The sequence below is a fragment of the Sulfitobacter sp. S190 genome, from assembly GCF_025141935.1.
Taxonomy (GTDB): domain Bacteria; phylum Pseudomonadota; class Alphaproteobacteria; order Rhodobacterales; family Rhodobacteraceae; genus Sulfitobacter.
Window position 1 is genome coordinate 2,057,381 of the sequence record NZ_CP081120.1, and the last position, 26,526, is coordinate 2,083,906.

24 protein-coding genes are annotated in these 26,526 nt (G+C 60.7%); 4 read left to right on the forward strand and 20 right to left on the reverse strand.

Translation table 11 applies throughout. The annotated features are described in order from the left end of the window. Positions 1-6: 6 nt before the first annotated feature. The 6 genes from K3756_RS10445 to K3756_RS10470 all read right to left on the reverse strand — a co-directional run bounded on the left by K3756_RS10445 (position 7) and on the right by K3756_RS10470 (position 6,395). Positions 7-741, reverse strand: coding sequence for an ABC transporter ATP-binding protein (locus tag K3756_RS10445; RefSeq protein ID WP_259987172.1), 735 nt, complete (start codon positions 739-741; stop codon positions 7-9). Position 742: 1 nt separating this feature from the next. Further along, on the reverse strand, positions 743-1,600 hold the full coding sequence (locus K3756_RS10450; RefSeq protein ID WP_259993535.1) for an ABC transporter ATP-binding protein: 858 nt from the start codon (positions 1,598-1,600) through the stop codon (positions 743-745). Further along, complete coding sequence (gene nikC / locus K3756_RS10455; RefSeq protein ID WP_259987173.1) at positions 1,600-2,511, reverse strand: nickel transporter permease; 912 nt, start codon at positions 2,509-2,511, stop codon at positions 1,600-1,602. Before nikC ends, K3756_RS10450 begins: the two co-directional genes overlap by 1 nt. Before the next feature lie 9 nt (positions 2,512-2,520). Then, positions 2,521-3,534: an ABC transporter permease gene (locus K3756_RS10460; RefSeq protein WP_259993536.1), complete on the reverse strand. Its 1,014-nt coding sequence runs from the start codon at positions 3,532-3,534 to the stop codon at positions 2,521-2,523. Positions 3,535-3,675: 141 nt separating this feature from the next. Further along, entirely contained in the window at positions 3,676-5,277 is a 1,602-nt protein-coding gene (locus K3756_RS10465) for an ABC transporter substrate-binding protein (protein WP_259987174.1), read from the reverse strand. Between the two features lie 56 nt (positions 5,278-5,333). Continuing rightward, on the reverse strand, positions 5,334-6,395 hold the full coding sequence (locus K3756_RS10470; RefSeq protein WP_259987175.1) for a dipeptidase: 1,062 nt from the start codon (positions 6,393-6,395) through the stop codon (positions 5,334-5,336). A 129-nt stretch (positions 6,396-6,524) separates the two neighbouring features. Here K3756_RS10470 and K3756_RS10475 point away from each other — a divergent pair, with 129 nt between their 5' ends. Next, entirely contained in the window at positions 6,525-7,427 is a 903-nt protein-coding gene (locus K3756_RS10475) for a LysR substrate-binding domain-containing protein (RefSeq protein ID WP_259987176.1), read from the forward strand. On the opposite strand, the gene K3756_RS10480 is transcribed toward K3756_RS10475, so the two are convergent. From K3756_RS10480 to K3756_RS10540, 13 genes are all read right to left on the reverse strand, one after another. Continuing rightward, the gene (locus tag K3756_RS10480; RefSeq protein ID WP_259987177.1) at positions 7,428-8,390 is read right to left on the reverse strand and encodes an ABC transporter ATP-binding protein; all 963 of its coding nucleotides are present in this window, start codon (positions 8,388-8,390) and stop codon (positions 7,428-7,430) included. Beyond that, on the reverse strand, positions 8,390-9,364 hold the full coding sequence (locus K3756_RS10485; protein ID WP_259987178.1) for an ABC transporter ATP-binding protein: 975 nt from the start codon (positions 9,362-9,364) through the stop codon (positions 8,390-8,392). Before K3756_RS10485 ends, K3756_RS10480 begins: the two co-directional genes overlap by 1 nt. After that, entirely contained in the window at positions 9,364-10,308 is a 945-nt protein-coding gene (locus K3756_RS10490) for an ABC transporter permease (protein WP_259987179.1), read from the reverse strand. Before K3756_RS10490 ends, K3756_RS10485 begins: the two co-directional genes overlap by 1 nt. Continuing rightward, positions 10,308-11,288, reverse strand: coding sequence for an ABC transporter permease (locus K3756_RS10495; RefSeq protein ID WP_259987180.1), 981 nt, complete (start codon positions 11,286-11,288; stop codon positions 10,308-10,310). The genes K3756_RS10490 and K3756_RS10495 overlap by 1 nt, the downstream gene beginning before the upstream one ends. Before the next feature lie 51 nt (positions 11,289-11,339). Continuing rightward, a complete protein-coding gene (locus tag K3756_RS10500) occupies positions 11,340-12,905 on the reverse strand; it encodes an ABC transporter substrate-binding protein (protein ID WP_259987181.1) in 1,566 nt (521 codons plus the stop codon). Positions 12,906-13,042: 137 nt separating this feature from the next. After that, on the reverse strand, positions 13,043-14,623 hold the full coding sequence (locus K3756_RS10505) for an ABC transporter substrate-binding protein (RefSeq protein ID WP_259987183.1): 1,581 nt from the start codon (positions 14,621-14,623) through the stop codon (positions 13,043-13,045). 141 nt (positions 14,624-14,764) lie between these two features. Then, entirely contained in the window at positions 14,765-15,910 is a 1,146-nt protein-coding gene (locus K3756_RS10510) for an iron-containing alcohol dehydrogenase (protein WP_259987184.1), read from the reverse strand. A 4-nt stretch (positions 15,911-15,914) separates the two neighbouring features. Then, on the reverse strand, positions 15,915-17,282 hold the full coding sequence (locus tag K3756_RS10515) for an aldehyde dehydrogenase family protein (RefSeq protein WP_259987185.1): 1,368 nt from the start codon (positions 17,280-17,282) through the stop codon (positions 15,915-15,917). A gap of 1 nt (position 17,283) precedes the next feature. Further along, positions 17,284-18,648 (reverse strand): glutamine synthetase family protein, encoded by a 1,365-nt coding sequence (locus tag K3756_RS10520; protein WP_259987186.1) that lies wholly within the window; start codon positions 18,646-18,648, stop codon positions 17,284-17,286. 70 nt (positions 18,649-18,718) lie between these two features. Continuing rightward, entirely contained in the window at positions 18,719-19,756 is a 1,038-nt protein-coding gene (locus K3756_RS10525; RefSeq protein ID WP_259987187.1) for a TRAP transporter substrate-binding protein, read from the reverse strand. Positions 19,757-19,819: 63 nt separating this feature from the next. Further along, positions 19,820-21,145 carry a TRAP transporter large permease subunit gene (locus K3756_RS10530; protein WP_259987188.1) on the reverse strand — a complete coding sequence of 442 codons (1,326 nt, stop codon included), beginning with the start codon at positions 21,143-21,145 and terminating at the stop codon, positions 19,820-19,822. Further along, positions 21,145-21,666 (reverse strand): TRAP transporter small permease subunit, encoded by a 522-nt coding sequence (locus K3756_RS10535; RefSeq protein WP_259987190.1) that lies wholly within the window; start codon positions 21,664-21,666, stop codon positions 21,145-21,147. The genes K3756_RS10530 and K3756_RS10535 overlap by 1 nt, the downstream gene beginning before the upstream one ends. After that, positions 21,654-22,415, reverse strand: a complete 762-nt coding sequence (locus K3756_RS10540; RefSeq protein ID WP_259987191.1) for an N-formylglutamate amidohydrolase — start codon at positions 22,413-22,415, stop codon at positions 21,654-21,656. The genes K3756_RS10535 and K3756_RS10540 overlap by 13 nt, the downstream gene beginning before the upstream one ends. A 121-nt stretch (positions 22,416-22,536) precedes the next feature. Here K3756_RS10540 and K3756_RS10545 point away from each other — a divergent pair, with 121 nt between their 5' ends. Continuing rightward, complete coding sequence (locus tag K3756_RS10545) at positions 22,537-23,406, forward strand: MurR/RpiR family transcriptional regulator (protein WP_259987192.1); 870 nt, start codon at positions 22,537-22,539, stop codon at positions 23,404-23,406. Here the strand turns inward: K3756_RS10545 and K3756_RS10550 are convergent, their stop codons facing one another. Further along, complete coding sequence (locus tag K3756_RS10550; RefSeq protein WP_259987193.1) at positions 23,407-24,441, reverse strand: LacI family DNA-binding transcriptional regulator; 1,035 nt, start codon at positions 24,439-24,441, stop codon at positions 23,407-23,409. It lies immediately after the preceding gene. A gap of 94 nt (positions 24,442-24,535) precedes the next feature. Between K3756_RS10550 and K3756_RS10555 the strand changes: the two genes are divergently transcribed. Together K3756_RS10555 and K3756_RS10560 are read left to right on the forward strand one after the other, a co-directional pair. Next, positions 24,536-26,047 carry a tripartite tricarboxylate transporter permease gene (locus tag K3756_RS10555; protein WP_259987194.1) on the forward strand — a complete coding sequence of 504 codons (1,512 nt, stop codon included), beginning with the start codon at positions 24,536-24,538 and terminating at the stop codon, positions 26,045-26,047. Next, on the forward strand, positions 26,044-26,514 hold the full coding sequence (locus tag K3756_RS10560; RefSeq protein WP_259987195.1) for a tripartite tricarboxylate transporter TctB family protein: 471 nt from the start codon (positions 26,044-26,046) through the stop codon (positions 26,512-26,514). The genes K3756_RS10555 and K3756_RS10560 overlap by 4 nt, the downstream gene beginning before the upstream one ends. The last annotated feature ends 12 nt before the right edge of the window (positions 26,515-26,526 follow it).

The following is a 26,526-nucleotide window of genomic DNA, read 5'->3' on the forward strand; positions in this document are numbered from 1 at the left end:
ACGCGGTCACACCGACGCCTCTAGCAGATGTTTGGAATAGGGATGCGTGGCCTGCATCTGCCGCAACGCGGCCACGTCCAGAATTTCGACAATCTCGCCGTCTTTCATCACGGCCAGCCTGTCACACATGTGCCCGACAACCGACAGATCATGCGAGACCATGACATAGGTCAACCCGCGGTCCGCGCGCAGATCGGCCAGCAGATTGAGTATTTCGGCCTGTACGGATACATCCAGCGCCGATGTCGGCTCATCCAGCAGCAGCAACTCCGGCTCGGGGGCAAGCGCGCGGGCAATGGCGACGCGCTGCCGTTGCCCACCCGACAACTGGTGCGGATAGCGGAAGCGGAATTTCTGGCCCAGCCCGACGTCGTCGAGCAGACGCACAACGCGGCCGTCAATGTCGTCAAAGCCGTGCAGCTGCAGCGTCTCGCCAAGCACCTGATCGACGGAATGGCGCGGATGCAGCGACGCATAGGGGTCCTGAAACACCATCTGGACCTGCTTGAAAAAGCGCCGCCCGCGTTTCCTTTGCACCGGTTGCCCCGAGACCTCGATATGCCCTGACCACTGTGGGGCGAGCCCCGTGATCGCCCGCAGGATGGTCGATTTGCCTGACCCGCTTTCGCCAACCAGACCAAAGCTTTCGCCCCGCTTGACCCGAAAACTTGCCGATTTCACCGCATCGACACGGTCGGCGCCGCCGCGAAACCAGACATCGAGATTTTCAATCTTCAGCATATCAGATCCGCCCGCTCACCGATGGTGCCTCTTGCCACGCGGGATCGCGTTTGAGCACTTCGAGACGGGCGCGCGGTTGATCGAGCCGGGGAAGCGAATTCAGCAGGCCGCGCGTATAGGGGTGCGTGGCAGCGTGCAGCTTGTCGGCATCGCAGACTTCCACAATGCGGCCGGCGTACATGATCAGCACGCGGTCGCAGAAATCGGCCACGAGGTTGAGGTCATGGCTGATGAAAATCAGCCCCATCCCACGCTCTTTGACCAGTCCATCCATGATGTCGAGGACCTGCCGCTGCACCGACACATCCAGCGCCGAGGTCGGTTCATCCGCGATCATGATTTCGGGATTGGGGATCAGCATCATCGCGATCATGATGCGTTGGCCCATGCCGCCCGACATCTCGTGGGGATAGGCCTTCATCACGCGTTGGGGGTCGCGGATGGAAACGGCCTCGAGCATCTGAACCGCCTTGGTATAGGCCTCTGCCTTGGAGGCCCGCGCGTGCAGCCTGTAGGCTTCGATGATCTGCGCGCCGATTGTCATCACCGGGTTGAGCGAGAACTTGGGGTCCTGCATGACCATCGAAATCTTCTGCCCCCGCACGTCGCGCATCTGTTTTTCGCTGAGCGACAGCAGATCGGTGCCATCCAGTCTGATGTGGTCGGCCTCCACCATGCCGGGAGGGCGGATAAGCCGCAAAATGGCACGCCCGGTCATGGATTTGCCCGATCCGCTTTCGCCCACGATCCCGAGACGCTCGCGACCCAGCGTGAAGGAAATACCCCGCACCGCATCAAAGATGCCCTGTCGGGTGGGGAATTTGACCCAGAGGTTTTCGACATCCAACAAGGTATCCATCATTCGCCCGCCTTCGGATCAAGCACGTCGCGCAGACCGTCGCCGAGCAGGTTGAACGCCAGTGACACGGTGAAGATCGCCAATCCCGGCATCGTGGCCACCCACCAGTGGTCAAGAATGAAACGGCGGCCTTCGGAGATCATCGCGCCCCATTCAGGGCTGGGCGGCTGTGCCCCCAGACCCAGAAAGCCAAGCCCGGCCGCCGCGAGAATGATCCCCGCCATATCAAGGGTTACCCGCACAATCAGCGACGAGATGCACAGCGGCCAGATGTGTTTCGTGATGATCCGCAACGCGCCTGCGCCCTGCAACTGGATCGCGCTGATATAGTCGGAACTGCGGATGGTCAGCGTTTCGGCCCGCGCGATGCGGGCATAGGGCGGCCATGCGGTCAGCGAAATCGCCAACACCGCGTTTTCGATCCCCGCCCCGAGTGCCGCCACGAAGGCAAGCGCCAGCACGAGGCGCGGAAAGGCCAGAAAGATATCCGTGATCCGCATCAGCACCACGTCGACCCACCCGCCCACGTAGCCCGATACCGTTCCCACCAGCAGCCCGACAACCGGGGCGATCAACGCGACGAGGGCCACGATATAGAGGGTGATCCGCGCGCCATAGATCAGGCGGCTGAGGATGTCGCGGCCCAGACTGTCGGTGCCGAGCAGATGGCCCTCGGCGCCCAGAGGCGCGAGCCGGTTGCCAAGGTTCTGCACGAAGGGATCGTGTGGCGCGATCAGGGGCGCGGCAAAGGCAATCGCGACCAGCGCAATCAGGATCCACAGACCCACCATCGCCATCGTGTTCGATTTGAACGACAGCCACCCCTGATACAGGGCCGACATCTTGGCATGCCTGCGCGAGGTCGGTGTGTCGGTCAGCAACCACTGACGCCATGTCATCGTATCGGCCATCACCGCCCCCTATTTCGAACGCGGGTCAAAAACCCGGTACAGCAGATCGGAAAAGATATTGAGCAGGATGAAGATCAGACCGACCACGACCGTGCCACCCAGCACCGCGTTCATGTCCGCGCTCAGCAAAGCGGTTGTGATATAGCTGCCGATGCCCGGCCAGCTGAAGATGATCTCGGTCAGCACCGACCCTTCGAGAAGATTGGCATAGCTCAGTGCGATCACGGTAATCAGTTGTACCCGGATGTTCTTGAAGGCGTGTTTCCAAACCACGTCCCACTCCGACATGCCCTTGACCCGCGCGGTGGTGATGTATTCCGCGCTCAGCTGTTCGAGCATGAAAGACCGGGTCATGCGGCTGATGTAGGCCAGCGAATAGTAGCCCAGCAATGACGCAGGCAGGATGATATGGCTGAAGGCGTCCTTGAACACCGCCCAGTTGCGATCCAGCGCCGCGTCGATCAGTATCATGCCCGTTACAGACGGCACAACGTCGACATAGAAGATACCGACACGCCCCGGCCCGCCGACCAATCCGAGGATGCCGTAGAAGATGAGCAGCCCCATCAGGCCCAACCAGAATATCGGCATCGAGTAGCCCACCAGTGCGACCACCCTTGCGATCTGGTCGATCCAGCTGCCCTTTCGCACCGCGGCCAGGACGCCTAGCGGCACACCCAACAGGATGCCGAAGGTGATCCCGAGGGTGGCCAGTTCGAGTGTTGCGGGGAATACCCGCGCGATGTCTTCCGACACCGGCCGCGCATTCAACAGGGAGGTGCCAAAATCAAGATGCAGCACGTCCCACAGATAGTAGAAAAACTGAACGATCAGCGGCTTGTCGAGCCCCAGTTCGAGATAGACCGCATCATATGTGGATTGGGAGGCGCGTTCGCCGACAATCGACAGGACCGGATCGATCGGCATCACCCGCCCGATGATGAACGTGATGAACAGCAACCCCAGCATCGTGACCGCGATCGAACCGACCGTCAGAAGTGTGGTGCGGAACCACGGCGCCATCAGACTGCGTGGCGCTTTCTGGCCCGGCGGGACGGGTTTGGGGGGCGGATCGACTGTTGCTGACATGACGGATGCTCACGGCTGACGGAAAAGAACCAAAAGGCCCGCACCTGCGGGCCTTTTGGCGTGATGTGGCGCGCGTTACTTCGTCACCTGCCAATAGGCCGCCGACGTGACCGCCTGTCCGGTGGACCAGTTCATCACATTGTCACGCAAAGCGGATTGTTCGATTTGCTGGAACATAACGACAAACGGTGATGTTTCGCGGAATTCGGCCTGAATATCCTCGTACATCTGGATGCGCGTGTCGCGGTCGCCTTCCGTCACCGCGGCTTCGACCTGCGCGGTCAGACCGCCGGTATCCCAGCTGTTGCGCCACGCCAGCAGGCCGGTCGCGTTCGCCTCATCGGAATTGTCTGGGTTGTAGGCAAATGTACCCGCGTTGGTCTGCGGATCGGGGTAGTCAGGCCCCCATGCGCCCAGATAGACATCGAGTTCGCGCGCACGGTAGCGGGCGAGGATCTGCTTGGCCGTGCCAACGGTGATATTGACCTTGATGCCGACCTGCGCCGCTGCGTTCTGGAATGCCTGTCCGATCTCGATCCGCTCTTGCGCCTCGCGCACGCCGATTTCGATTTCCATCCCTTCCGGAACGCCTGCCGCATCCAGCAATTCCTTGGCCTTGGCGATGTCGTAGGTAAACGGGTTCTCCTCGGACGCACCAAGATAGGTTTGCGGCAGGAAGTTTTGCTGGATCGTGTACTGGCCCTTGAGGAAGCTGTCGCGCATGCCTTCGTAATCGACAAGGTATTTGAAGGCCTGTCGCACTTCGGGCTTGCTCAGTTCGGGGTGTTTCTGGTTCAGGGCGATATACATCAAGCGCCCCTTCAACTCGTCGCTGATGACAACACCGTCGGCCGATTGTGCGCCGGACACGTCTTCGGGGTTGAGGTTGCGCGCGATGTCGATATCACCCCGCTCAAGCAGCAGACGTTGCGAGGCACTTTCCAGAACGTGCCGGACAATGACGCGTTTCATCTCGGGCGCACCGCCGTAGTAATCTTCGTAGGCGGACATGGTGACGCTCTCGTTGGGCTTCCAGCCGTCGAGTTTGTAGGGGCCCGAGCCTGCCGAATTGGTTTTCAACCACTCGTTGCCCATGTCGCCGTCAACCGCATTGGCCATCACCAGTTCCTTGTCCACGATGCCACCGATGGTCGCGGTTAGACAGTTGAGCACAAAGGACGTGGCGTATTTCTTGTCGGTGGTGATGGTGAGCGTGTTGCCATCGGCCTTGATCGTCTCTTCGACGTTTTCGGGGGTGAAGCCGAACTGCGTGAGGATAAAGGCGGGCGTTTTGTTGAGGATAACCGCACGCTGCAGCGAGAACGCGGCGTCCTCGGCACGCACGGGATTGCCGGAATGGAACGTCACGCCTTCGCGCATGGTAAAGGTGATGGTGCGCCCGTCGTCCGATACCTCCCAGCTCTCTGCGAGATCGGGCTGATACCCGGCCTCAAGATTCAGCGGATCGAGGTTCACCAGCCGCGAATAAACGTTGCGACTGATATCGGAGCCTGCAAATTCAAAGCTCTCGGCGGGGTCGACGGTTGTGACATCGTCGATGCGGTGGGCGATCACCAGCATGTCGGCGGGCGTTTCGGCCCATACCGCAGGCGCGGCCATCGCGGTTACGGCGGCGCCAAGTGCGGCACTGGTCAGCAATCTGGATAAAGCGTTCATTTTCGTTTTCCCTCTGTGTTGGACTGTCGGTTCAGGTTCTGTGGTCCCCGGGATCATTACGCGCCCCAGGTTTTTTCAAGCACGCGCAGCCAGTTTTCGTGGCACAGTTTTGTCATCAGCGCGTCGTCGTATCCGTGATCGGCCATCGCCTGCCGCAATGCGGGCAGGCCTGCCACCGAAGTAAGCGGTCGCGGGACCATCGCTCCGTCGTAGTCGGAACCAAAGCCCACACGGTCTTCGCCCACCTGCGAAATCAGGTGGTCAAGGTGCCGCAACATCTGCGTCAGCGGCACATCGTCAAGCATGCGGCCGTCCTCGCGCAAGAAGGCAACGGCGAAATTCAGCCCCACCATGCCGTCGCTGTCGCGGATCGCGTGCAGCTGTCGGTCGGTCAGGTTTCGACTGTGCGGGCAAATGGCGTGGGCGTTGGAATGCGTCGCCACCAGCGGGTGCGTCGAATGGCGCGCCACGTCCCAGAACCCCTTTTCGTTCAGATGGGACAGATCGATCACCACACCCAGATCATTGCACCGCCGCACAAGCCGCAGACCGTGATCGGTCAACCCATCGCCGATGTCGGGACCAGCCGGGTAACGGAACGGCACGCCATGACCGAAGATTGTCGGCCTGCTCCACACCGGCCCGATCGAGCGCAGGCCCGCTTCGTATAGCACATCGAGCGTGTGCAGATCCGCGTCGATGCCTTCGGCGCCTTCGATATGGAAAACGGCAGCCATGCGGCCCGCCTCCATTGCCGCGCGAATGTCAGTCACGCTTCGGCAGACTGTGAGCGCGCCGCGTTTCTCGAGATCGAACAGGATCGCAGCCTGTGCCATCACCACCGCAAAGGCGTCTTCCCAGTCGATCGCGTCGGGCAATGGCAGATCATAAGCCGGTTTCGACATATCGTCGAATTTATCCTCGAGATCGACAGCCGAGGGAATATAGACCGCGAAAAAGCCACCCGCAAAGCCACCCTGCCGCGCGCTCGGCACATCGATGGCACCCGCCGTCCCGTCAAGAACAGTCTGGACAGCCGTCATGCCGCCCCCGCGGTACAGGCGGCAAAGCACATCATTGTGGCCGTCGAAAATGACGGGCGTTGTCGCGGCTGTCAAAGTGAGTCCCCTCAGCAGTTGCAACCGATGGTAAGCAATATTTGCTCATGAAAGTCAGAAATTGACTTGATAAAACCTCATAACCGAATGAGATATATGTAAACGCATAGAGTCTCATGGAGGCGCTGGATGAAAACCTGGCACAGCTTGCCCGAATATCAGGCACTGCGCGCGTTGATGGACAGTGGCACGACCTCGAAGGCCGCAGTGCGGCTGGGCCTGTCGCAATCCGCCATCAGCCGCTCTATCGCCAGCTTGGAGACCCGGTTGGGGCGAATTTTGTTCGAGCGCGACGGTGGCAGACTGCGGCCCACGTCAGAGGCCGCGCAGCTGAACCGCAGGCTCGATCCGTTGTTCGAAGCACTGGACCGGATCGAAGGCCCGCCAGTCGCCACGCAGGAAACCTTGCGGATCATCGCGCCGCCGACCTATGCCCACCGGTTTCTCGTCAACCAGTTGACAGGTTTCCAAATCACCCATCCCCAAACGCTTGTCTCGCTCGAAGTGGCGACATCCGAAGACGTGATCCGCGGCGTTCAGGAGCAAAGGTTCGATATCGGGTTGATCGGGACGGAACTTGCCCGCGAAGGGGTCAGCCTCACGCCCTACCGCCTTTCAAATGCGGTCTGCGCCCTGCCCCGCGATCATCCGCTGGCCGGGGCGGACGAAATACGTCCGCGTGATCTGCATGACCAGCCCTTGATCGCGCTGACACACCGTCATGCCCGTCGCGGACAGCTGGACAAGCTGCTCACGCGCAGCCGTGTCGTCCCGCGTGTGGTCGCCGAGACTTCGACCTCTTTTTCCGCGGTCGCGATGGCGCAGGAAGGAATGGGGCTGGCGGTGATCAATCCTTTCCCCGTGCTGCAAGAGCGTTGGCCCAATCTTGTCTTTCGGGCATTCGCTTCGCCCATCGAGTACCGGAGCTATTTCGCCGCCTCGGACGACAGGCCCGCATCCGGTATCGCGCGGGCCTTCATGCGCCACCTGCGCCTGCACACGCCGCGCACACCTTTCACGCGAAAACCGTGATCATTCCGCCAAATGGCACGCCACGCGGGTGGCGCCGATGGCGCGCATCTCGGGACGATCGGTGCGACAGACATCCTGCGCGATCGGACAGCGTGGATGGAAAGCACAGCCCGACGGCGGGTTGATCGGATCGGGTATCTCGCCTTCGGGCGCACTGATTTCGCGCCCGAAGCCGTCCATGCGCGGTGCCGCTTCCAGCAGCATCTGTGTGTAGGGATGTTTGGGATCGTTGAATAGATCCTCCGGCGCGGCCTCTTCGACCAGACGGCCCAGATAAAGCACGCCGATGCGGTCGGCCATATGGCGCACCACCGTCAGATCGTGGCTGATGAACAGATACGTCAGACCGAAGTCATCCTTGAGATCGCTCATCAAATTGAGCACTTGCGCCTGTACCGACACATCAAGCGCGGAGGTCGGCTCATCGCAGACAATCAGGCGCGGCTCAGAGGCGAGCGCGCGCGCGATGCAGATACGCTGGCGCTGGCCGCCCGAAAACTCATGCGGAAACTTGCCCGCATCCTGGACCGACAGCCCAACCTGTTCGAGCAGCTTTTCGGCCAAGCCTTCGGTATCCCCGCCCCGCGATGCGACGGGTTCGACGATGATGTCCTTGACCCGCCAGCGCGGATTGAGCGAGGCATAGGGATCCTGAAAAATCATCTGGATGTCGGATCGGACCTTGTCGATGCGGGCCTTGTCCTTTTCGTGGGCCAGATCGACACCGTCAATCTCGACGGTCCCGTCGCTCGCGTTCAGCAGCCCCACCAGCATCTTGCCGATGGTCGATTTGCCGGAGCCGCTTTCGCCCACCAGCGCATAGGTGCTGCGCGCCTCTATGTCGAAATCGACTTCGGACACGGCAGTCAGGTAGGCTTTGGCCCGACGCTCCAAAACGCGATTGAGCCAGGGTTTGGACACGTCGAAAAGGCGCGACAGATTGTTGACACGGACAAGCGACATCAGGACACGGCCTCCTCGACCAGGGGGTGCCAGCAGGCGGCATTGCCACCTTCGACCTTGGGCGCCGGATCGCGGCGGCAGGTATCGGTCGCGCGGGGGCAACGGGGGTTGAACGCGCATCCGGCGGGCACCGCGTCAAGACGCGGCATGGCGCCGGGGATCTGGTGCAATCGGCTCTTGCCCTGCGACGCCAGTGGCGTGGATGCCATCAGACCGTGGGTATAGGGATGCGCGGGCCGTGTCAGGACATCGCGGACCGGCCCCAATTCGGCAAGCCGCCCTGCATACATCACCGCGACACGGTCGGTGGCTTCCGCAATCACCCCCATGTCGTGGGTGATCAGCATGACGGCCGTTCCCCTGTCGCGACACAGCCGTTTCAGCAGCGCGATGATCTGCGCCTGTACCGAGACGTCAAGCGCAGTGGTCGGCTCATCCGCGATGATGAGCGATGGCTCCGCACATAGGGCAAGCGCGATCACGACCCGTTGGCGCATGCCGCCAGAGAACTCGTGGGGATAGCTGTTGACCCGCTCCGCGGCACCGGGAATGCCCACTTCGTCCAATGCGGCGATGGCACGTTTTTCGGCCTCGGCCTTGGTGATCGACAGATGCGTCAGCATCGTTTCGACCAGTTGATCACCGATCTGCAACAACGGATTGAGCGATGTGAGCGGGTCCTGGAACACCATCCCGATATGCTTGCCGCGCAGACGCCGCATGGCTTCGCCGCGTAACTGGTCGATGCGCTGGTCCTTGAGCCAGATTTCGCCAGACGCAATATGTGCGGGCGGATTGAGCAGGCCGATCACCGCATTGCCAGCCATCGATTTACCCGCGCCGCTTTCGCCGACAATGCCGAGGATTTCGCCCGCGGCGATGTCATAGCTGACCCCGTCGACGGGTTTGACGATGCCGTGGCGGGTCGGAATCTCGACCGCCAGATCGCGAACGGAAAGTACGGTTTCAGCCATCAGCGCAGCCTCGGGTTCAGCGCGTCGCGCAGCCAGTCGCCCAGCAGGTTCACGCTGAGCGCCAGCGCAAGAAGCGTCATGGCAGGAAAGAAAAGAATCCACCATTCACCGGAGAACAAAAAGCCTTGCCCGATGCGGATAAGCGTGCCCAGTGACGGTTGGGTCGGGGGCGCGCCGACCCCCAGAAAGCTCAGCGTGGCTTCGGCGATGATGGCCAATGCCAGCGAGATCGTCGCAATGACAAGCACCGGAGACAGAACGTTGGGCAGGATGTGGCGCAACATGATGGCACCGGGTTTACGTCCGATCAGACGGGCCGCCTGTACGTATTCCTTGTTCTTTTCGACCAGCGTGGCCCCCCGCACGACGCGGGCAAATTGCACCCAGTCTGACAGGCCTATGGCCAAAATCAGCACCCAGATCGCCATCTGGTCACGGTATTCAACGGGGGTGATACCCTTTGCGATCCCGAAGATCAGCATCGCAACAAGGATCGAGGGAAATGTAAGCTGAACATCGGCGGTGCGCATGATGATGGTCTCGGTCCAGCCGCCGACATAGCCCGAAATAAGGCCGAGCGTGATGCCCAGCACCATGGCGAACGCCACTGCCGTCACGCCGACGAACAGGGAAATGCGCATGCCATACAGGATGGTGGAGAAGACGTCCCTGCCCTGATCATCGGTTCCCAGAAAGAACGTCTCTCCGGTGAAAGCATTCGGCGTGGACGGAGGTGTGAAACCGTTCATCAGGTTCAGCGACGCAGGATCGAACGGGTTTGTCGGTGCGATCAGGGGGGCGAACACGGCCGACAGGACCAAAAGCAAGACCACGACCATCGACAGAACCGCGACGGGTGAGCGGCGGAAATTGTAGAAAATATCGCTTTGGGCAGCGAGCCGCAGACGCGACACACGGCGCACGGGGGTTGGCATATCGCTCATCAGTGGCCTCCCGACCGGTCCGCCCGCAAACGCGGATCAATGAAGAAATACAGGATATCCACCAGCAGGTTGATGCCCACGAACATGACCGAAATCAGCATCAGGTAGGCCGCCATGACCGGGATGTCGACGAACTGGATGGCGTTGATGAACAACAGCCCCACCCCCGGCCATTGGAATACCGTTTCGGTGATGATGGCAAACGCGATGATCGCACCAAGCTGAAGACCGATGACCGTGATGACGGGCACCATCGTGTTCTTGAGCGCGTGGCGGAAATTGACGGCGCGGCTTTTGAGCCCGCGGGCACGCGCAAACCGGATATAGTCCTGCCGCAGCACTTCGAGCATCTCCGAGCGCACCAACCGCATGATGAGCGTCATCTGGTAAAGCCCCAGGGTGATCGACGGAAGGATGAGCGCTTTCAAACCACTCTCTGTCAGAAAACCCGTGGACCACCCCCCCAGATCAACGGTGTCGCCGCGCCCGAAACTGGGCAGCCAGCCCAATTCGACCGAAAAGACATAGATCAGCAGGATACCGATGAGAAAGGTCGGCAACGATACCCCGATCAGGGAGGCCGACATGATTGTATTGGCCAACCACCCGTTGCGCCGGATCGCCGTAAAGACGCCAAGCGCGATGCCGAAAAGGATTGCCAGCAGCCCCGAGACCGCCGCCAGTTCCAGCGTGGCAGGCGCGCGCTCCAGCAAGATATCGGCCACGGGCCGCCCCTGCCTGTAGCTGACACCGAAATTGCCCTGAACGGCCTCTTGCAAGAACTTGAAGTACTGCACCGGAAATGGCTGATCGAGCCCAAGCTGCGTGCGCAGCCGGTCAATATCGGCTTGGGTCCGTTCCTGGCCCAGCATGTTGTCGATCGGATCACCGACAAAGGTGAACATCGAAAAGGCGACGAGCCCGACAATCAGCAATACGAGAGCGGACTGCCCCATGCGCCGGATGATATATGCGAGCATGCCGCCCCCGTTCTAGTAGATCGGGGGCCGCGTGGCCCCCGAATTTCGCGCTTAGTTAACAGTGACCCAGCGCAGGATAAAGAAGTTATCGGGCCTTTGTGTCAGCTCGATATTGCTGCGGGTGCCCCAGACCAGCGGCTGCACGTACATCGGCACATAGGCCGCGTCATCCTGAAGGATTTGGGTAACTTCGTCGATCATCGCCTGCCGCTTGGTCGCGTCGATTTCGGACTGGATCATCGGCAGCAGCGTGTCGACGCGTTCGTTCGAATATCCGCCAAAATTCCAGCTGCCCAGCTTCTTTTCCTCATTCGGCGTAGCGGCCAGAAAACGGATGGGGTGTTCGGCGTCAAAGGTGCCAGGCGACCAGCCCAGCAGATACATGTCGAAGTTGTCGGCGCGCAATTCCGGCCAGTAGTTCTGCACCGGCATCGCATCGAGTGTCGCCCTGATGCCGACCTGCGCCAGCATTCCGGTGATCGCCTGACAGACCGCTTCGTCGTTCAGGTAACGGTTGTTCGAGCATTTCAGGCCGAAAGAAAATCCGTCGGGATACCCCGCCTCGGCCAAGAGCGCGCGGGCCTTTTCGGGGTCATAGGCGGGGCGGGCCGCCAGCGCGGTCGAAAAGCCCTGCATCGCGGGGCTGACCAGTTGGCTCACTTCCTCGGCGTTGCCACGCATGATGGTCTGCAAAATGGCCGGTACGTTGACCGCATGGGCCGCGGCCTGTCGTACGCGCACGTCCGCAAAGGGGTTCGCGCCCTCCACATCGGATGAATACTTCAGCGTGTCGGCTTCGTGGGGGAAGCCCAACATGATGACCCTGGCCTCGATGCCCTGAATGACGTTGACGTCGGGATTGTCCTTCAGCCGCGCGACGTCCTGAATGGGAACGGGGTTGATGAAGTCGACGTCGCCCGACAGCAATGCCGCGAGCGCGGTCGCCGCGTTCTGGATCGGCGTCAGTTCGGCACGTGTGATGTTGTGCTCTGCCTCGCCCCACCAATCGGCGTGCGGCTCCAGCACTGTGCGCAGGCCCGGTTCACGCGCGGTGACCCGAAACGCGCCGGTGCCGTTGGTGTTCAGCGTGGCAAAGTTGCCCGCTTCCTTGTCCGGCAGCGCAGCATTGTTGGCTTCGGCCCAGTCGCTGTCCATGATCATGAAGTTGGCGATGGAGCCGGGAAAGATCGGGTTCGGTGCGCTGGTCATGAAGTCGATGGTATAGTCGTCCACCACTTTGACCTCGGACACGGGCGCGAACCAACTGCGGGTGTCGGAGGCCTCATCCGCGGCGCGGGTGTAGGAAAACATCACGTCTTGCGCGTCAAAGGTGCTGCCATCGTGGAACGTCACGCCTTCGCGCAGGGTAAAGCGCCAGCCTTCGCCATCGCCGATGGGTTCCCATCCGGTGGCCAGTGCCGGTTCGATGGTCATGTCCTTGCCGCGGCGGACGAGCCCTTCGTACACATTGTTGAGAAAGCCCAGAACCGGCGCGGAATTGACGGCATGCGGATCCATTGTTTGCGGATCGGTCGTGACAGCCCAGGAAAACTCCTTGGCCTGTGCGACGGGGGCAACCAGCGCCACACACGCCGCGAGTGAGAGGGTTCGAAACATCGGATTTCCTTTGTGGCTGAGAGGGCCGGCCGCCAGACCGACGGAGCGGGATTGCGGGAGCGGACCACCTTTTGCGATCCGCCCCGATGGGTGCCAGCCGCAGCCATCCCTTTCGGAACGGCATACGGCCTTTACCATCAGTTCATGGTGAAGTATTTCACCTTAGGCTGGTCTTCGGGATCGACATCGATGCCGACCTTGTCCGACATGCCCCAGTTCAGCACCTGGTGGTGGATCGGGATATACAGCGCTTCGTCCTGAACCACCCGCCAGATATCCGCGATATCCGCGTTGCGCGCTTCCAGATCGGTATTCGACGCGAGCGATTTGATCTTCGCGTCCAGATCGTCATTGTCGAAACCGGTACCGTTCCATGTGCCGATGTCGCTTTCACGACCGTGGACAAGGAAGTTGAAGATGTATTCGGAATCGTAGGTCGGAACGCCCCAGCCCAGCATGTAGAAATCGGTCTGGCCATCGGTGATCAGCGGGAAGTGCTGCGCCTTCGGCTTGGCGTCGAGGTTCACTGTCACGCCGATCTGGCCCAGCATGCCGACGGCCGCCTGACAGATCGCTTCGTCGTTGACATAGCGGTCGTTGGGGCAATCCAGACGGATGGAGAACCCGTCGGCATAGCCCGCTTCGGCCAGCAGTGCCTTGGCGCCTTCCACATCGGTGGAGGATTCTGCGTCCATCGCCTCGGTCCAGCCGTTCACGAAGGGCGGTGCGATCATGCCCGCAGGCTGGCTTTGTCCGCGCATCACGACCTGACGGATCGCATCGCGGTTGATGGCCATCGACATCGCCTTGCGTACACGCACATCGGCCAAGGGGTTCTTGCCGTCGACATTGTCGGCCTCGATATCGTCAGCACCCTGATTCATCCCGAAGAAGATCACCCGGTTCTGTGGCGCCTGCTTGACCCCAAGACCGTCCGCGCCGTTCACGCGATCCAGATCCTGTACCGGCATGTCCTGCAGAAAGTCGATTTCACCAGACAAAAGCGCGGCAACGCGGGTCGCGGCGTTCTGGATCGGGGTATAGACGATCTCGGTCACTTCGAGCGGGAATTGATCCTTGCCCCAGTAGTTCTCGTTCAACGTCATGACCGTTTTGACATCGGGCTCGCGGCTTTGCAGCACGTAAGGACCGGTGCCATTGGCGTTCGTGGTGGCGAAGGTGATTTCCCCGCCTTCGAAGTCCTGCACGTTGACAGTGTTGTTTGCCTCGGACCAGTCCTTGTCCATGATGAAGAGGTTGGTCAGGTTGCTGGGCAGGATCGGGTTCGGCCCGTCCGTGACCATTTCGATGGTGTAATCGTCAACTGCGCGCACTTCGGTGATAGAGCCGATAAGCTCTTTCATATCCGAGTTTTCCTGCTTGGCGCGTTCAAAGCTGAACACCACGTCCTCGGCGGTGAAATCGGCACCATCGTGGAATTTCACACCTTCGCGCAGATTGAAGACCCAGACGTTAGGATCGTCGGCCTTGGGCGCCCAGTCTGTCGCCAGCGCGGGCTCGAACGCGCCGGTCACGTCGCGAATGATCAGCGGCTCGTACATCTGGTGGCGCACGGTATGTGTCGGCCCTTCGTTCTGGGCGTGCGGATCAAGCGTCAGCGCGTCGCCGGAGCGCGCCCAGCGCAGTGTTTCGGCCGTGACCGGCGCCGTGCTGGCCAGCAAAACGGATATCATTGAAAGAGCGAATGTCTTTTTCATCATACTTCCCTGTCTTTTTTGATTGTCACATCGGATGTGAGGTGCATGCAGTGTTTGGCAAGCGGACCGGTTTGACAAGACGCAACTTGCGCGAATCCAAACCGGCATTTCGCTTGGCGAAACAAACCCCCTCCGTGCGGCTCAGGCGATACGCTCGAGCAGCGCGGTGGTGTTCTCGCGGGTCATCTCGACCGGGTTGCCGCCGGTGCTGGGATCCGCCAGCGCGCCCTCGACCACGCGCGCCACGTCAAGATCGTCGATACCCAGCCCCGTCAGGGTCTTCGGGATGCCAAGGCTTTCATTGAGCCCGTCGACATAGGCGCAGAACCCGTCAAACCCGCCCGGAATATCCAGATACCGCGCCGCCGCGTCGATGACACCGGTGATCGCGGGCTTGTTGAATTGCAAAACGGCGGGCATGCAAACGGCGTTCGTGGTGCCGTGGTGCGTGTGGTAGATCGCACCGATCGGGTGCGACAGCGCATGAATTGCGCCCAATCCCTTCTGGAATGCGGTTGCCCCCATCGCGGCGGCGGACATCATGTGCGCGCGCGCCTCGATGTCACTTCCGTCTGCGTAGGCCCGCGGCAGGTATTCTTTCACCAAACGCATGCCTTCGAGCGCCATACCCTGCGACATCGGGTGATAATGCGGCGAGCAGAACGCCTCGACACAATGCGCAAAAGCGTCCAGCCCCGTGCCAGCGGTAATGAACTTCGGCATCCCGACCGTCAGTTCAGGATCGCAAATGACGACAGACGGCAGAAATTTGGGATGGAAGATGATTTTTTTCTCGGCCGTTTGCGAATTCGTGATGACCGATGCGCGCCCCACCTCTGATCCGGTGCCCGCGGTGGTCGGGACCGCGACGATAGGTGCGATGGCGTCGGCGTCGGCGCGGGTCCACCAATCGCCAATATCCTCGAAGTCCCACAAGGGGCGTGTCTGGCCAGCCCAGAATGCGACCAGCTTGCCCAGATCGAGCCCGGAGCCGCCGCCAAAGGCCACGACCCCGTCATGACCGCCCTCCCTGAAGGCGCGCACACCCGCTTCGGCATTCTGTTCATTGGGGTTCGGATCGACGTCCGAAAAAATCGCACGCCCCAGCCCCCCTGCTTCCAAGAGGTCGAGTGTTCGCGTGGTGATCTCCATCTCGGCCAGACCGCGATCGGTGATGAGCAATGGGCGTCTGATCCCCGCAGCGGCACAGGCGTCCGCGATTTCCGAAATGCGGCCCGCTCCGAAACGGACGGCAGTGGGATAGGACCAGTTGGCAGTTGGCGACATGGGTTCAGGCTTTCTTCAGGTGGTATGATTTTGGACGGGTCAGATTGTGATAGCCGATCACCGACAGCCCGCCCCCGCGTCCCGTGTCCTTGCATCCGGTCCAGCATAGGGCGGGGTCAAGATAATCGGCGCGGTTCATGAAGACGGTTCCGGTTTCGATGCCGTCCCCGATGGCCTCGGCGCGCTCCGTGTCGGCGGTCCAGACCGACGCTGTCAGACCGAAATGGCTGTCGTTCATCAGCCGCAGGGCTTCGGCATCGTCCTTGACCGGCATGATGCCGACCACAGGGCCAAAGCTTTCATCGCGCATCACCCGCATGTCGTGGGTCACATTCGTGAGGATTTGCGGACTGAGGTAGGCGCCGCCATCGTCTTCGGCGAAGGTATCGATATGCGCGGTCGCCCCGTCTGCCACGGCTTCGCTGATCTGGGCGCGGACCTCTTGGGCGAAGCGTGCGTGGGCCATGGGGCCCAGCGTGGTGTTGGTGTCCAACGGATTGCCCAGCTTGTAGCTGCGCACGATGGCGACCGCACGCTCGACGAATGCGTCGAAATGCGGCTCGGCCACGTAAATCCGCTCGATCCCGCAACAGCACTGCCCCGAATTGAACATCGCACCGTCAATCAGGGTTTCGGCCGCTGCATCCAGATCGGCATCGTCGCAGACATAGCCGGGGTCCTTGCCGCCCAGTTCGAGACCGACGCCGGTGAATGTCCCCGCGGCCGCGCGCTCGATGGCCTTGCCGCCGCCCACCGATCCGGTGAAGTTCACAAATCCGAACGCCTTTGCCGCAATCAGCCCGGAGGTGGTCTCATGGTCGAGGAACACGTTCTGGAACACATCACGCGGCACCCCTGCCCCATGGAAGGCGTTTGCCATCCGCTCGCCCACGAGCGGGGTCTGGCTGGCATGTTTCAGCACCACGGCATTGCCCGCGATCAGCGCGGGCGCGACGGTGTTGATTGCGGTCATGTAGGGATAGTTCCACGGGGCGACCACAAGTACGACACCATGCGGGACACGTTTGATCAGACGCCGAAAGCTGTCGCTGTCCTCTATCTCGATCTCGGCCAGGGCGTCACGGGCAATGTCGGCCATATAGGCCGCGCGTTCGTTGAAGCCGCCGAATTCGCCGCCGTAGCGGACGGGCCGCCCCATCTGGTGGGCCAGTTCCGGTACGATGTCGTCGTTCATGGCACCCACGGCCGCAACACCGGCCATCACGCGGCTGATCCGGTCGTCGAGCGGCAGGGCTGCCCATTCGGCCTGCGCCTCTCGCGCCCGTTCGACCGCATCGGAAGCCGCTTGCGCAGACAGCGTTTCACGGGTGGCGTAAACCGATCCGTCGATCGGGGAAATGCAGCGGATCATATCAAGCCCTTTCAAAGCCCCGCGCGATTTCCCAATCGGTCACGACGCGGTCAAATTCTTCCTGCTCCCATTCGGCGCAGCGTGTGTAATGGTCTACGACGCCATCACCGAATGCGTCGCGCAGCATCGCGGAATCGCGCAGGCTTTGCGTGGCTGCACGCAGCGATTGCGGAATGTCCTGCGCTTTCGCATCTTCGTAGACATCACCGCGTGTGGGAGGCGCAAGAGCCATCTTGTCCTCGATCCCCTTGATGCCGGCGGCCAGCATCGCCGCCTGCGCCAGATAGGGGTTCAGATCGGACCCTCCGATGCGGCATTCCACGCGGATGCCCTTGGTCCCGTCGCCACACAGCCGGAACCCCGCCGTGCGGTTGTCCACGGACCAGACGGTCTTGGTCGGGGCAAAGGTACCCTTGGCGAAACGCTTGTAGCTGTTGATGTAGGGAGCGAGAAAAAATGTATAATCGGGCGCGTAGGCGATCACCCCTGCCATGTAGTGGCGCATCAGATCCGACATGCCCAACTCGGCATCGGCGTCATAAAAAGAGGGCGTCCCGTCTTTCCAGAGCGATTGATGCACATGGCTGGACGAGCCGACCTTGTCGTGGTGCCACTTGGGCAGGAAGCTCGCCGCGCGCCCGTGCTGCCATGCGATCTCCTTTACTGCGTTCTTGGCGATCGTATGGTGATCGGCGCAGGCCAACGCCTCGGCGTAGCGGATATTGAGCTCTTCCTGACCGGTTTCGGCCTCGCCCTTGGTATTCTCTATGGGCAGACCCGCGGCAAACAGATGGTTGCGGATCGGGCGCATGACGCCTTCTTCCTTGGTGGTCTGCAGAATGGCATAATCCTCGTTGTACCCGCTGATCGGTGTCAGATCGCGAAACCCGCCCTTGCGGATGTCATCGAAGGATTGCTCGAACAGGAAAAACTCCAGCTCCGTCGCCATCATCGCGTCAAAGCCCAGATCCCTGAGCCGCGCGATTTGCGACTTGAGCATCTGGCGGGGCGCGTGCGGGATCGGTTCATGGCTGTGATGGTCGAGGATATCGCACATCACCATCGCTGTCCCTTCAAGCCACGGCAGGCGGCGGATGGTGGAAAGATCGGGCGCCATGACATAGTCGCCGTAGCCCTTCTCCCAGCTTGACGCGGCATAGCCCTCGGGCGTTGCCATCTCCAGATCGGTCGCAAGCAGATAGTTGCAGCAATGCGTTTCACGAAAGCTGGTTTCCACAAAGTTGACCGCGTGAAACCGCTTGCCCATCAACCGCCCCTGCATGTCCGGAAAACAGGCCAGCACCGTATCGATACTACCGTCCGCAACCGCCTGTTTCAGATCGTCGAATGAAAGCATGCCTGGCATGGAGATGTCCTTTTGTCAGTGGCGGATGCCCCCTAAAACCGGGGACATCCGAGTAGCAAATGCAGATGGGTTACTCGAAGTTGTACGGGGCACCCGCCTGATTGATGACGCTGTTGTACTCCTTGAAGATGTTGACGATCTTCTGATGTACCTCGCCTTCTTGCGCGACTTCTTCCCAGAATTCCTTGGCCGCCGCTTCGACTTCGGCCCATTCGCCCGCGGGCACAGAGCGCAATTGCAGCTTGTCGCCGTTGGCACGCAGGGCCGCTTCGCCGCCCCAGTACCATTGGTTGCGGTAGGTGTGGCCCGCTTCGGTCGCCGCCATCACCACCGATTTGAGGTGGTCGGGCAATTCGGCCCAGCGTTCTTCGTTGACGAACCACGACCCGATCCATGCACCCGAGATATTGTTGGTCAGGAAGTAATCGGTCACGTCCGCCCAGCCCACGGTATAGTCCTCGGTGATGCCGGACCACGCCATACCGTCGAGCTCGCCTGTCTGTACGGCGACTTCGGCGTCCTCGTAGGGGATGTTCACCGGTACCACGCCGAACTTTGACAAGAAGCGGCCCGCCGTCGGGAAGGTGTAGAGCTTGAGCCCATCCAGATCGGCAACGGAGGTGATTTCCTTCTTGGTGTTGAAGTTACACGGGTCCTGCCCCGCCGCGGACAGCCATTTGACACCGACCTTGGCGTATTCCTCATCCCAGATTTCGCGCAAACCGTATTGGTTGAACAGCACCGGCACATCGAGAATATGTTTGGTCGCAAAGGGGAAGTAGCCGCCGAACTGGCGCAGCGGTGTGGGCGACGCCATTGAATCGTCGTCGGAATGGACCCCGTCGATGGTGCCGCGCTGAAGCGCCTGGAACAGTTCGCCCGTCGGTACGATCTGATCGGCATAGAACAGCTCGACCTCGAGCTCGCCGTTGGCATTGGCGTTGATGTAGTCGATCACAGGCTTGGTCACATGCTCGCCCAGCGCGCTGCCGGCGTAGGTCTGGAACCGCCATTTGATCGCGGTTTGCGCCTGCACGATTGCGGGGCTGGCAAGCGCGGCCGCACCGCCAACACCCGCTGTGGTCAAAGACTTACGTCTGGTGGTCATTTCTATATCCTCTCTGTTGAAGGTCTTGATTTGAAATGTCCTGTTTTCAGGATCTTCTTTCTTTTAATTTCCATAGACATAGCCCGGCAGCCACAGGGCGATTTCGGGAAACGCCATGATTGTCCCCAGCGCCACGACCATCACCAGCACGAAAGGCAGGATGGATCCGTAGATGTCACGCAGCGTGATTTCCGGCGGCGCCATCGCGCGCATCAGGAACAGGTTGTACCCGAATGGCGGCGTCATATAGGCGATTTGTGTGGTGATGGTATACAGCACACCGTACCAGATCAGGTTGAAGCCCAACTCCCCCACCAGCGGCACATAAAGCGGGGCAACAATCACCAGCATCGCGGTATCGTCAAGAAATGTGCCCATCAGGATAAAGCTCAGCTGCATCAGGATCAGGATCACCCAAGGGCTGAGGCCCAGCTTTTCGGTAAACAGGCTCTCGATCGCCTTGACCGCGCCCAACCCATCGAAAACGGCCCCGAAGGCAAGGGCTGCGAGGATGATCCACATGAACATGCACGAGATGCCCAGCGTCTTGCGCACGCTCGTCTCGAAGACCTTGGCGGTCATGCGGCCCTTCAGCACCGCGGCGGCAAAGGCCGCAATCGCGCCGATGGCCGAGCTTTCGACCAGTGAAGTCCAGCCATTCACGAAGGGCACCATCATGGCGAAGAAGATGAAGAGCGGCAGCAGCCCCGCGCCCAGCAGCCTGATCTTTTCAGTGCGTGGCATTGCCCGTTCCTCGGGTGGCAGGATCGGGCCCAGCGCAGGGTTCAGCCGGCACCGCACCACGATATAGATCACGAACATCGCTGCCATCAGCAGCCCGGGCACCACGCCCGCCAGCCACAGCTGACCCACGGGTTGCCGCGCGATCATCGCATATAGGACCAGCACCACAGAGGGCGGCACCAGAATGCCCAGCGATGATCCGGCCTGTATCACCCCCGTCACCATACGTTTGTCATAGCCACGCTTGAGCAGTTCAGGCAGTGCGATCGTAGCCCCGATGGCCATCCCTGCGACAGACAACCCGTTCATCGCGGAAATGAGCACCATCAACCCGATCGTCCCGACCGCGAGGCCACCCGACAGCCCCCCCATCCAGACATGAAACATCTTGTAGAGATCGTCGGCGATGCGGCTTTCGGACAGGATGTAGCCCATGAAGATGAACATCGGCAGTGTCAGCAGCGGATACCATTTCATCAGCTTGATCGCCGCCGCAAAGCCCAGATCATACCCGCCGCGGTCCCCCCAGAGGAAAAACGCCGCAACGACAGCGACAAAACCGATGGCCCCGAAAACCCGCTGACCGGTCAGCAGCATCAGCATCATCGAGGAAAACATCAGGATGGCGATGACCTCATACGACATCAGATTTTCTCTCCCATGTCGTGTCCTTGCAACCGCAAGATATCCTTGAAAAATTCCGATATCGCCTGCAGCAGCATAAGGAAAATACCCAGCACCATGATCGATTTGATGGGCCACAGATACGGGCGCCAGACGGATGAACTGCGCTCTCCGCCATAGCTGAACGAATACATCAGGCTTTCCCAGCCGCCCCACAGAAGGAACACGAGATAGACGATCAGGAAAAGGATGGTCATCGCATCAATCTGCGCCTTGCGGTGGTCCGACCACTCTCCGTAGAGCAGATCCATCCGGACGTTCGAACCCATCTGGATCGAATACGGCCCTCCCAGCATGTAATAGGCCACCATCGCGAACTGCGCGACCTCAAGCGTCCACAGGGAGGGCGAGAAGAACGTCTTGGACACCGACGACCACAGCAGGATCGCCATCATCACGAATATGCCATACATCACGATCCGCCCGATGCGGTAATTCAAGGCGTCCACGATACCGATATAGCGGCGCATCAGCTTTTGCATGCAACAGTCCCTTCGTCGACGAGGGCCGCCTTTATCCAGCCGGACAGCGTCTGCGCCATCTTGCCCTGCGCAGCAGCATCCAAGAGCAGGTCATTGCGCACTTCGATCATCACGTTGCGGTGGCCATGCGGCAACGCGTGGGTGCGCAAGGTATGGGTTACACCGTCTTGCGGGCCGTAGGGTTCGTTGCGCGCGACCTTGTGCGTCACCGTGCCCGGCGCCAACGCCAGCATGCGGTCCGCAAGCCGCGCGTCGCTGTCGTGCAGCACGCCTACTTCCACCGCCCGGTGTTTGCCATGATAAACCGGCGTGAAGCTATGGATCGTCACCATGACAGGATCGCGCCGCGCGGCAAGACAGGCGGCGAGCGCATCGTGGAACGGCGTGTAATAGGTCGCGACCCGCGACTGGCGCTCGGCATCCGTCATCGCGCGGTTGCCCGGAATGTCGAACACCTCGCTGCGGGCGGGCATCGCATCGGGCGCATGAGGGGGCCGGTTGCAATCATACACCAGCCGCGACGTGCGCGCCGCCACCAGCGTGGCATCCAGCATATGCGACATCCCACGCGCCACTGCCATCGCACCGGGATCCCACGCAATATGGCTTTCGCGGGCCGTCGCGGACAAGCCCAGCCCGTTAAATTCATCGGGGATACGGTGACTGGCATGCTCGCACACCAACACAACCGGTGACGCCGCATCGGCATTCACAACTTCTACCAGATTTGTGTCGACCGTATGATTCATCCCACCCCCATCCCTACGAAAGTTCTTGCCAAGACGGGATTCTGTCAACAAAATTGTGAAAAATTTATCTCAGTCGATCTCGATCTGATATATTTTCAATCAAACCGGAGCCTGCTTCGCCGTGGATGAAACCCAGACCATCTCTGATCGTATCCACGAAAAGATGGACCAGATGACGCGCGCTGAGCGGCAATTGGCGCTGTCGATCCTCGAGAACTACCCCGCATCAGGGTTGGGGCCGCTGGCCGCCTTGGCCAAAAGCGCGCAGGTGTCGGTGCCGACCGTCGCGCGCATGGTGCAAAAGCTGGGATATCGCGGATACCCAGACTTTCAGGCCGATCTGCGCGATGAACTGGGCGCGATAGCCAAAGGCCCGATTGCCAAGCACGAGACTTGGGCCGGAGGAGCGCCGTCCGAGCACATCCTGAACCGCTTTACCGACGCGGTGATCGACAACATCCGCAACACGCTCGCGCATATCGATCCTGCCGCCTTTGATGCGGCCTGTGCGCTGGTCGCGGACCGCAAGAGGCACCTTTATATCGTGGGCGGTCGAGTAACGCACACGCTCGCCGAATATCTGTTTTTGCATATGCAGGTCATCCGGCCGAACCTCACCCATGTGCAATCCACATCGAATACATGGCCACACTATCTGCTGAATGCGCAGGACGGTGATGTGTTCGTCATCTTCGATGTGCGTCGGTACGAGAACAACACGCTCAAGCTTGCGGAAATGGCCGCGGCGCGCGGTGCGCGGATCGTGCTGTTCACCGATCAGTGGCGCTCGCCCGTGCACCGGTTGGCCGACATCACCCTGACCAGCCGGATCATCGTGCCGTCTGCGTGGGATTCTGCGGCCACGACCATGTTGCTGACCGAAAGCATGATTTCCGCCGTCCAGACGCTCAGCTGGGACAGTACACGCGACCGTATGCAGGAACTCGAAGAAATATTCGACAAGACCAAGCTGTTCCGCAAATTCCGGTGACTACGGCGCGCGATGAAGCGTCCGGCACGACCCGCGCACGATCAACTGGGGGGCGCAATGCTCTCCGTGCCGCGGGGCTGAGGGGTTCTTGATCGCGCGGGCAAGGTTCTCGCCCGCCTTGCGCCCAATGCTGCGTGCGGGCAACCGTACGGTCGTCAGCGCAGGTTCGCTGTCCGAGGAGCCCTTGAAATCGCCAATCCCGTAAACCGACACATCCTGCGGCACGCGTAGCCCCGCGCGCGCCACCGCGTGCATGGCACCAGTCGCAAGGATGTCGTTCCCGCAGATCAGCGCCGTCGGTCGGCGCGGCCCGTCGAACAGTTCCAACGCCGCGCGCTTTGACGCCGCGATGCTGTAGACCGTGGTCACCTGCCACGGTTCCGGCACCTGCACACCAGCCTCCCCCAGTGTCTGCAGAATCGCGGTGCTGCGCGCCTTGGCGCGGTCATTGCCCTCCCCCGGTGCCAACAGACAGGCGATATCCCGGTGGCCCTGCGCAAGCGCGTGTTGCGCAATCAGACGCCCCGCCATTTCATTGTCGGCCCCGATCGAGGGATGGGCAGAGCTTTGCGCGTAATTCCACATCAAGACCGCCGGTGTCTGTTGGCTATCGATTAATTGGAAGACCGCGCTGTCATGGTCGAGCCCGGTGAGCGCAATTCCGTCGACGCGGTGCTCCAGCAGTTTGCGCAGGATTTCGTATTCGCGCTGCTGGTCATAGCCGTGCGACGCAAGCAGGATGGTAAACCCCTCTGCCGCAACGGCATCCGAAAACGCCTGCACCACTTCGGCGAATATCGTGTGATCGATGGTCGGTACCACAACCCCGATCGTGCCGGACCGTATCCCGTGGATGGTCTGCGCCGCACGGTTGCGGATATAGCCCTGCTTGCGCACTGCCGCCTCGATCTTCTTGCGAGTCGTCGGTTTGAGCAATTCGGGATGATTGAAGTAGCGCGACACCGTCGAAGCGGAGACGCGCGCGGCCTTCGCAACACTCACGATATCGGCACGTTTCCGTTTTCCGTCAGTCACTTCCGACCCCCAACTCAGGCATTTATGAAAACATTTGCAAAACTATTTTCATCGCTTAGCGTTATCAGTCAAGCAGCGTTGCGGGGAGGCAGCGATGGAATTCCTGTTCTACATGGGTGACGTGTTCACGCCGGTCAATTTTGTCCTGCTTTTGATCGGGACAATCGGGGGGTTGATCCTTGGCGCGACGCCGGGCCTGTCGCCGACGATGGCGGTGGCGCTGCTTATCCCCTTCACATTCCAGCTCGAGGCGGCGCAAGGGCTGATCCTGCTGGGGGCCGCCTATACCTCGACGGTGGCGGGTGGCGCGGTCTCGGCGATCCTGCTCAAGATACCCGGCGCGCCTGCGAACATCGCGACCACGCTCGACGGGCACACGATGGCGCGCAAGGGCGAAGGTGCCAAGGCGTTGCAACTCAGCTTTCTCGCCTCGGCCGTGGGGGGTGTCTTTGGTGTGCTCCTGCTGATCTTTCTGACCCCGGTTCTTGCCCAGTGGGCGCTCGCGTTCGGTCCGAGCCACCTGTTCTGGCTGGCCATTCTGGGGGTGACGGTGATCGGATCGCTGGACAGCAAATCGGTGGTCAAGGGGTTGCTCTCGGGGTGTATCGGACTTTGGCTCGCGACAATCGGTTTTGACGACATCATGGGCGCTCAACGGTTCATCTTCCATCCCGCATTGGGCGGCGGCATCAATATCATCGCAGCATTGATCGGCCTGTTCGCAATCCCGCAGGTGATCACGATGTTTGCCAAGGGCCGCCACAATGACGGTGCCGAAGTAATCAAGGTGCAAAAGCATCCGATCTCGGGCGCTTTTCGCGTTTTGATGCGCAGCAAACGGGCGCTCGGCATCGGTACGGCCGTCGGATCCGTCATCGGTCTGATCCCCGGTGTCGGCGGACAGATTGCCGGGCTCGTGGCTTATGACCAATCCAAGAAGTTCAGCGCGGAACGCGAGAAATTCGGGACCGGTCACGCCGAGGGTGTGATTGCCGCCGAGAGCGCCAACAACGCGATGGTCGGGCCCAGTCTTGTGCCGCTGTTGACCCTGTCGATCCCGGGCTCGCCCACGGCGGCGGTGCTCTTGGGCGGCCTGCTGATCCACGGTATCTTTCCGGGCTCCGATCTTTTTGACAACCACCCTGACGTGGCATGGACCTTCATCAACTCGATGCTGATCGGGCAGATCCTGATGTGCATTTTCGGCCTGTATGTAGCGGGTCTTGCCGCGCGGGTCGCGCAAGTGCCCCAGTCGGTCATGGCCGCCGTAGTGCTGGGCCTCGCCGTTTTCGGAAGCTATTCGGTACAAAGCTCGATGGGCGATGTTTACGTCATGGCCGCATTGGGCGTCATGATGTATTTTCTCGAACGGTTTGGTTTCAGCGCGGCGCCGCTGGTGCTTGGCCTGATCCTCGGCCCCATTGCCGAAGCAAACTTCATCCAGGGATCGATGATCGCGAATGCGACGGGCGGTATGGCCCCCTATTTCCTCGGCGGGCCACTCAATATCGTGTTGATCGTCGTGGTCATCGCCTCGATTTGTTACTCGGGCTACATGGAATTGCGCGCACGTCGCTACACCTCCAAAGAGGAGATCATGGCATGAGCACACCCTCCCTGCCCCGGCTTCAGCATATCGTAGGATCAGGCATCGTCGCGGCTGTCGGGATCTGGGTGTCCTACGTCAGCTATACCCAGCAGCCCAGCGAGGCGTTTTTGTTCCCGCGCCTGATCGCCACCGTTTTTGTGGTGCTGGCCCTGTGGACCTTCGCCAAAGCGTGTCTGGGGTGGACCAAGGTCGGCAACGGCATATCGGTCCGGCAGTTCACAAACCTGCTGCCCGGCCTGCTGGTATCGCTGATCTATATCTTCTGGGCGGCCAAAGCGTTCGGGTTCTATACAGCCACAACGGTCGCGTTTTTCATATTGCTGAGCCTTTACGATCCTGCCCCGCATACCGCGGTGCGCAGCTGGCTTATGCGCATTCTCATCACGGCCTGTTTCATGGTCGTCATGTACGGTCTCTTCGCACAACTTCTAAACGTGTACACACCGCGAGAGGTCTTTTTCTGAACCGCAAAAGCG